The organism is Parabacteroides sp. AF39-10AC (assembly GCF_003635405.1).
GTDB classification, from domain to species: Bacteria; Bacteroidota; Bacteroidia; order Bacteroidales; family Tannerellaceae; genus Parabacteroides; species Parabacteroides distasonis.
Genome location: NZ_QTLP01000075.1, coordinates 1 through 1,455, shown reverse-complemented (window position 1 = coordinate 1,455; position 1,455 = coordinate 1). Strand labels below are relative to the sequence as shown.

Sequence of the window (1,455 nt, the reverse complement as noted above, 5' to 3'; positions counted from 1 at the left end):
GGTAGTGTTTCACTTAGTGTGTCCGGAGCCGGTCTTTCGGAGTCTTTAGATGTGCAAATATAATCAGTTTTTATATACTTCGCCCTTTTCGGCAACGGCCGAAGCGGAGCGAGCCATTCAAGCGAACTCGCGCAGCTTCGGTTCGTAGCAGCCGGAGGTCGTATATTCCGGCTGCGGTGCCGCCTTCTCCGGAGGGAATAAAGTCGCGTCCAGATCTATTCTTGGTACCTGCCTCAGGTACGATTTCTTATCCATTGCGGTCTTGCCCATAAGCAGGAGCACCGATTCCTCGTTAGGCATCGCGCCTCGCATCCTGGTGACCCTCCTGAAGTCCTTCTGGAGCCGTTCTATCCAGTTTGTCGTGTAGATCATCGACTGTATACGGTGGTCATAATTCAGGTACGTGAAGTACAGTTTGTAGGAACAGTCATCACGCCTACGTTTTATTGTCCTATAGTACCGCCCCCACTTGTCACAGAATGACTGCCACTCCACCCAAGCCTTCTCCACTGTGTAGTTCCTGTCACCGGTGCGGAACACCTGCTTGAGATCCTCCGCGACTTCTCGCTTGTCACCAATGCGCACGTCGCTGATGACGCTGCGCTTCAGGTGTGTCGTGCAGCGCTGCAAGGGCGTTTTAGGAAAGACTTCGGCTATCACATCCTCAAGTCCTTTCAGACCATCCGCGCATATTAGACCTATCCTCTCGACACCTCTCTCATATATGTCATTAAGCATCTCACCCCATCCGTGGGCGCTTTCCGTAGGCTTGTTGTAGATGCCTATCACTTCTCTCGTCTTGTCTTCCTTCACGGCCAGAAGCACATAGAACGCTTCCGTGTCCACACTGCGCTTGCGATGGATCTTTATGTGTACACAGTCGATGAAGAGGACCGGATAGTATGCTTCCAGACTGCGGTCCAGCCACTCCTGGACATCTTTTCGCAGGTAGTCCAGCATCCTCGAGATGCTCGCCTTGCTGTAGTGCTCTCCATAGATGTCATTGAAGACATCTCCGACCTGCTCCTGTGTCAGACCCTTGCTGTACAGTGTGCCGGCAAGCCTCTCACACTCTTCCTCCTGATTTCTTAATATTGCTAATATACGCGGATGGAAGTTGCCATAGCGGTCTCTCGGTATCCGGAACGTCAGTGTCCGGCCTTGACCGTATGTGTGGCCCTCCCTGAAGCCGTTACCCTTATCTCCCGGCAGGCCGTCTTCGCGCAAATACTCTCGTCTTTCAGCGACCATCATACTCTCAATCATTATCTCCATCAGGTCCTGGAGACCGTTTTCTCTTTCCGCATGCTTGCATAATACCTCGGAAAGTTGTTCCTTTGTGAAATCCATTAGTCTACGATTCTTTTGTATTTGTTGTTTTCTCTTTTACAAATCTAAAGAAATCCGTAGACTTTCTTTTTATCTCACCTCAGACACACTACTTGAAACAGTATC

1 protein-coding gene is annotated in these 1,455 nt (G+C 50.4%); it reads right to left on the bottom strand.

Going from position 1 to position 1,455, the window contains the following annotated elements:
* Nucleotides 1-117: 117 nt before the first annotated feature.
* On the bottom strand, nt 118-1,350 hold the full coding sequence (locus DW033_RS24215) for an IS256 family transposase (protein WP_233554312.1): 1,233 nt from the start codon (nt 1,348-1,350) through the stop codon (nt 118-120).
* Between the last annotated feature and the right edge of the window lie 105 nt (nt 1,351-1,455).